General features: G+C 69.8%; 5 protein-coding genes. 4 read left to right on the forward strand and 1 reads right to left on the reverse strand.

Annotated features, from left to right (window positions below; genetic code table 11):
- Nucleotides 1-237 precede the first annotated feature (237 nt).
- A complete protein-coding gene (locus ABZY11_RS42310) occupies nucleotides 238-1,095 on the reverse strand; it encodes an IclR family transcriptional regulator (RefSeq protein ID WP_356484272.1) in 858 nt (285 codons plus the stop codon).
- A gap of 292 nt (nucleotides 1,096-1,387) precedes the next feature.
- Here ABZY11_RS42310 and ABZY11_RS42315 point away from each other — a divergent pair, with 292 nt between their 5' ends.
- From ABZY11_RS42315 to ABZY11_RS42330, 4 genes are all read left to right on the forward strand, one after another.
- Nucleotides 1,388-2,758 (forward strand): aspartate aminotransferase family protein, encoded by a 1,371-nt coding sequence (locus ABZY11_RS42315; RefSeq protein ID WP_356484273.1) that lies wholly within the window; start codon nucleotides 1,388-1,390, stop codon nucleotides 2,756-2,758.
- Nucleotides 2,758-3,945: a mandelate racemase/muconate lactonizing enzyme family protein gene (locus ABZY11_RS42320; protein ID WP_356484274.1), complete on the forward strand. Its 1,188-nt coding sequence runs from the start codon at nucleotides 2,758-2,760 to the stop codon at nucleotides 3,943-3,945. The genes ABZY11_RS42315 and ABZY11_RS42320 overlap by 1 nt, the downstream gene beginning before the upstream one ends.
- Nucleotides 3,942-4,787, forward strand: a complete 846-nt coding sequence (locus ABZY11_RS42325) for an amidohydrolase family protein (protein WP_356484275.1) — start codon at nucleotides 3,942-3,944, stop codon at nucleotides 4,785-4,787. Before ABZY11_RS42320 ends, ABZY11_RS42325 begins: the two co-directional genes overlap by 4 nt.
- 189 nt (nucleotides 4,788-4,976) lie before the next feature.
- Nucleotides 4,977-5,816 (forward strand): SDR family oxidoreductase, encoded by an 840-nt coding sequence (locus ABZY11_RS42330; protein ID WP_356484276.1) that lies wholly within the window; start codon nucleotides 4,977-4,979, stop codon nucleotides 5,814-5,816.
- The last annotated feature ends 127 nt before the right edge of the window (nucleotides 5,817-5,943 follow it).

Genomic DNA, 5,943 nt, shown 5'->3' on the forward strand with positions numbered 1-5,943 from the left:
GGCGGAGGTGGAGTGGTGCGGAACGCTCATGCGGACTTCGCCTTCCGAGAAGTGCGATAAGTGAGGGAGCGTTCCTGCGGGGGACTGCCATGAGGCGGATGGCTGAAAAAGTCCGGCTGTCGGGTGTTCGGAGCGCGATGGGCAGGCGCCGGAACCAGGCCGGAAAGGGTAAATCGCCGGTGACCATGGAGTGTCACCGCGGTTGGCAGGGAACCTACGGCGGGTTAAGCCATTTGGTCAAGACCCGAATTCGTCGGAATGCGACGTGTCGGTGTCGGACGTGGCGTCGTCCGCGTCGTCGACCCAGCCGAGCGAGACGCTGATCCGGCGGGCCGCGTCCCGTACCTGGCCGCCCAGTTCCTGGTAGCGCCAGGCCGGCAGGCCGAGCTTGAGGCCGGTGATGGAGACGGCCCCGGCGCACACCGAACGGTCGTCGAAGACCGGCGCGCCGATGCAGATGATGCCCTCGGCGTCCTCCTCGTCGTCCAGGGCGTAGCCGACCCGGGCTATGTCGCGCAGATGCGAGAGGAAGGTCGCAGGGTCGGTGATGGTGCGGGAGGTGCGCCGGGGCAGCCCGAACCGCTCGACGACGGCTGCCGCCTCGCTCTGCGGTACGGCGGAGAGCAGCGCCTTGCCCAGGCCCGTGCAGTGCGGCAGCTCGCGCTGCCCCATCCGCAGATCGAGCCGGACGCGCTGGTCGAGCTCGACCTGGTCCACGACGACCGCGTGGCCGTCCTCGGGCACGGCGAGCCGGGACGCCATTCCGGTGGTCCGGGTCAGCTCGCTCAGCACCGGGTGGGCGACCCCGCGCAGGGACACCTGGGAGCGGGCCCGGTCACCGAGCCTGGCCAGGCTCATGCCGAGCCGGTAGCGGCGGTTCATGCCCTCGCCGTCGTCCGAGACGAGGCCGTAGGCGCGCAGGGTCTGGAGCATGCCGAAGGCGGCGCTCTTGGAGATGGAGCAGGCCTGGCCGACCTCCGTGACGCTCAGGCCGTTCCCCTGTGCGGGGGCGGCGAGCGCCTCAAGGATGTCCGCTGCCCTGGCCACGCTCTTGACCCAGTACTTCGGTTCTTCTGGGGCAGCACTGTTCGTCATAGCAGAACAGCCTAGTGCCTCGGAGGGGGTCGGAACGCCCTTTCGCTGTGAAGAAAGCGCGGAAACGGGCCTTCCGGGGGCCGGAAAGGTCTTGACCGGCCCGGAAGTCGCACGTAATATCCAGGCACTGTTCTGCTCTACAGAACAGTGTTCAGAAAAAGCGAAACGCACCACCTCAAGCACCACGGATCACCCCCTTCCTGCGGCGACTGCCGGGCGGATGGCGCCAGGGATTCACGGGCCGGGCAGGGCCTGCGAAGACCGACGACTCTCGACGCAAGGAGCAAGCGATATGAGTTCAGGCCCGGTGGGCAACGAATCCGGAGCCCGACTCGCCGAGCGCGCCCGCCAGGTCGTACCCGGCGGCGTGAACAGCGGTCAGCGCAGTGTTCCCGGACTGACCGACCTGGTCGTCACGGGGACGGACGGCGCACGCTTCCGTACCGCCGACGGACGCGAGTACACCGACTTCCATTCGGCGTTCGGCCCGCCGCTGCTCGGACACAACGACCCCGACGTGGCCCGCGCCACCGCGCAGGCCGGTGCCACCCTCGGCCACATGGGCGTCGGTGTCACCGAGGGCGAGGTCCTCCTCGCCGAACAGCTCACCGAGCTGATCCCCTCGATCGAGAAGGTGCTGCTCACCAGCACCGGCAGCGAGGCCACGTTCCACGCGCTGCGCGTCTCCCGCGCCGCCACCGGCCGCCGCCTGGTCGTCAAGTTCCAGGGCTGCTACCACGGCTGGCACGACGCGGTCAGCCTCAACGTCATCTCCGCACCCGAGAAGGTCGGCGGCCACGACCCGATCTCCACCGGCATCCTGCCCGAGGTTCTCGAAGCCACCCTCGTCCTGCCGTTCAACGACAGCGAGGCCGTCCGCCGTACCTTCGCCGAGCACGGCTCCGACATCGCCGCCGTCATCGTCGAGCCCGTCCCGCACAACGTCGGCGCGCTCCTGCCGTACCAGGAGTTCCTCACCACGCTGCGCGAGGAGACCACCAAGGCCGGCAGCGTCCTGATCTTCGACGAAGTCATCACCGGCTTCCGCCACGACATCGGCGGCTGGCAGAAGATCTCCGGCGTCACCCCCGACCTCACCACCCTCGGCAAGGCCATCGCCAACGGCGCCCCCGTCGGCGCGATCGGCGGCCGCGCCGACCTGATGGACCTCTTCTCCACCCGCCCCGGCGCCCCCGCCTTCTTCGCCGGTACGTACAACGGCCACCCGTCCGTCGTCGCCGCCGCCCTCGCCACCCTGCGCAAGCTGCGCGAGGAGCCGGTCCACGAGCACGTCTTCCGGCTCGGCGAGCGCGTCCGCACCGAACTGACCGGACTGTACGAGCGCCTCGGCGTCCCCGCCGTCGTCACCGGCTACGGTTCCGTCTTCGTCAGCTACTTCATGCCGGGCGAGGCCCCCCGCACCTACGCGGACCTGCTGAACAACGACGCCTCACTGTTCGTGGGCTACCGCCGAAAGCTCCTCGACCACGGCCTGTTCGAGCTGCCGCTCAACCTCAAGCGCAGCCACATCAGCTACGCCCACACCGACGCCGACGTGGACCGTCTCATCGAGGGCACCGAGGCCGCGGTCAAGGCCGTGCTCGCCGACGGCGGCGCCCGCGACCTGGAGAACACCTCGACCATGGGCGGAGCGACCCGCTGATGCTCACTGTGAACCGCACCCGACCGGCGGGCCCCGCCGGACGGATCACCCGCGTCGAGACCCTGATGCTCGGCACCTCCTGGCGCGACTTCGGCTACGTCCGGGTCCACACCGACGAGGGCCTTTCCGGCATCGGCGAGATCACCCACCCCTACCGGGTCCGCGAGGTCTGCGCGCTCACCGAGGCACTGGCGCAGCGCCACCTCATCGGCGCCGACCCCTTCGACATCGAGGAGCTCTGGCTCCGCGTCTACCAGGGCGACTTCCTGCGCGGCGGCGACATGGGCGGCATCGCCCTGTCCGGTCTCGACCAGGCGATGTACGACCTGATGGGCAAGGCGCTCGGCGTCCCCGCCTACCGGCTGACCGGCGGCGCCTGCCGGGACGACGTACGCGTGTACGCCAACGGCTGGTACACCGGCGAGCGCGAGCCCGAGATCTTCGCGGCCAAGGCGAAGGAGACCGTGGCGAAGGGCTTCACCGCCCTCAAGTTCGACCCCTTCGGCCCCGGCCTGCACGAGCTGGAGCGCGCTGAACTGCGCCGCTCCGTCGACCTCGTGGCCGCCGTCCGCGAGGCCATCGGACCGGATGTCGACCTGTTCATCGAGGGCCACGCCCGGTTCGCCATGCCGACCGCGGCCCGGCTGGTGCGGGAGCTGGAACCCTTCGACATCGGCTGGTTCGAGGAGCCGATGCCGTGGACCCACATCGAGCGCTACGCGGAACTGCGGCAGCGCGCCGCGTTCCCGATCTCCGGCGGTGAGCACTTCCACAACCGCTACGAGTACAAGCAGCTCTTCGCCACCAACGCGGTCGACATCATCCAGCCCGACCTCTCCATGGCCGGCGGCCTCACCGAGGTCAGGAAACTCGCCGCGATCGCCGATACCCATGGCATGCTCGTGGCCCCGCACAACTCGAACTCGCCGCTCTGCACCACCGTCTCGGTGCACGCGACGCTCGGAATCCCCAACTTCAAGATCCTCGAAACCTTCGACGGACTCCTGGAGGACTACGTCTTCGACGCGCTCAAGGGCACCCTCCCGATCGTCGACGGCCGCATCGGCCTGCCGACCGCACCGGGTCTCGGTGTCGAGCTCGTCGACGAGGTCTTCGAGGAACACCCGCCCAGCCACCGCTTCTGGAACATGTTCGCGGACGGCTGGGAGAAGCGGAACCGGACATGATCGTCGACGTCCACTCCCATCTCTTCCGGCACAGCCACGACTTCACCGACCCGTTCAAGTCCGACTCCGCCCGCGCCCACGCGGGCGAGGTCGACCTGACGGTGAAGTGGGAGGAGTACGCCGCCACCGCGCCCGAGGGCACCCGCACGATCGTCGTCGGCGGCAAGGCGCGGCGCAGCGGTCTCTGGGTCGACGACGCGGCGGTCGCCTCGTACGCCGGACAGCACCCCGACCGGCTGATCGGCTACCTCTCCCTCGACCCCACCCAGCCCGGCTGGCAGGACGAACTCCGCTACGGCCATCAGGAGCTGGGCCTGCGCGGCATCAAGCTGATGCCGATGTACGCGGGCTTCGACCCGGCCGCCGAGGAGTACGACGAGCTGTACACGTACGCCGAACGGCACGGACTCCCGCTCCTCGTGCACACCGGCACCACCTTCGTGTCGAGCGCACCGCTGGAGTGGGCGATGCCCCGCCACCTGGACGCGGTCGCCATCCGCCACCCGGAACTGCGGATGGTCCTGGCCCACCTCGGCCACCCCTTCGAGGGCGAGTGCATCGCGGTCATCCGCAAGCACCCGCATGTGTACGCGGACATCAGCGCCCTGCACTACCGGCCCTTCCAGCTCTGGCACAGCCTCCGGCTGGTCCAGGACTACGGGGTCTTCCACAAGCTGATGTTCGGCAGCGACTACCCGTTCACCACGGTCGACGACTCGGTGAAGGGGCTGCGGGAGATCGCCCGTATCCCCGGCATCCCCGGACTGCCGCCGCTCGACGTGGACGCGGTGGAGGAGATCATCCACCGGCCGTCGCTGGACCTGCTGGGCCTGAACGGCTGATCCGGCCGTTCCCCCGAACCTGCCGGTACGGCGCCGGGGTCATCCCCCTGTCGCCCGGTATCGAACCGGCAGCCGGGCCGCCGCGCCACCACCCAAGTGTCCCTGCGCGGCGGCCCGGACCTCTCCGGCGATCAGGACCGGACCCGACCCACCCCTCTCCGTACCTCTCCGCCTGGAGGAACCCCCGCCATGACCGCAGCCGTCCCGCCCCGCGGAACCGACCGCTTCGATCTGACCGGCCGCACCGCGGTCGTGACCGGGGCCGCCCGGGGCCTCGGCCGGTCCTTCGCCGTCGGCCTCGCGGAGGCGGGCGCCGATCTGGTCCTCGTCGACCTGCCCGGTGCCGAGGGCGTCGCCGAGACCGCGGCGGCGATCGAGGCACTCGGCCGCCGCTGCCGGACGTACGGACAGGATCTCGCGGACATCGACGCGCTGCCCGGCTTCGTCGACGCCGTACGCGCCGAGGCGGGCCCGCTGCACATCCTGGTCAACAACGCGGGCACGGCGGCGCTGGAACGCTTCAACGAGATCACCCCCGCGAGCTGGACGCACATCATGCGGGTCAATGTCGACGCCGTCTTCTTCCTCAGCCAGCGCATCGCCGAACACATGACGGCGGACTCGGTCGCGGGCCGCATCATCACCATCACCTCGAAGAACGCCCTGGTGGCGGAGGCCGGCCTGGCCCACTACAACGCCTCCAAGGCCGCCGCCCAACTGCTCACCGAGACCCTGGCGGTCGAACTCGCCCCGCACGGCATCACCGCCAACACGCTCGCCCCCGGCATGGTCGAGACCCCCATCGACGGCGAATTCCCCTTCGACCGGGAGGCCTTCGAATCCGCGTACCGCGAGCGCATCCCGCTCGGCAGGTACGCGCGGCCCGACGAATGCGTCGGCGCGCTGCTGCTGCTCGCCTCGGACGCCGGGGCGTATCTCACCGGGGCGCGCATCGTCGTCGACGGGGGAGTGCTGGCCGACCAGATGCCGCGTATGCGCTTCATGCCGCCGTACCGCAACACGATCTGACCGCGACCGACCGGCAGTCGGTTCTCACCGAGCACGCATCGACCACGCGAGGAGCGCCTCCGCCATGTCCGTCAATGCATCGTCCCCCGCTCAGTCCTCCGCTCCGTCTTCTGCTCCGTCTTCTGTT

Origin of the sequence: Streptomyces sp. NPDC006510, assembly GCF_040611955.1 — a bacterium.
In the GTDB taxonomy this organism is placed as follows: domain Bacteria; phylum Actinomycetota; class Actinomycetes; order Streptomycetales; family Streptomycetaceae; genus Streptomyces.

Excerpts from the sequence above, each read along its gene's own strand:
- ABZY11_RS42320 (WP_356484274.1), top strand. The coding sequence starts at position 2,758 with ATGCTCACTGTGAACCGCACCCGACCGGCGGGCCCCGCCGGACGGATC.
- ABZY11_RS42310 (WP_356484272.1), bottom strand. The coding sequence starts at position 1,095 with ATGACGAACAGTGCTGCCCCAGAAGAACCGAAGTACTGGGTCAAGAGC.
- ABZY11_RS42330 (WP_356484276.1), top strand. The coding sequence starts at position 4,977 with ATGACCGCAGCCGTCCCGCCCCGCGGAACCGACCGCTTCGATCTGACC.
- ABZY11_RS42325 (WP_356484275.1), top strand. The coding sequence starts at position 3,942 with ATGATCGTCGACGTCCACTCCCATCTCTTCCGGCACAGCCACGACTTC.
- ABZY11_RS42315 (WP_356484273.1), top strand. The coding sequence starts at position 1,388 with ATGAGTTCAGGCCCGGTGGGCAACGAATCCGGAGCCCGACTCGCCGAG.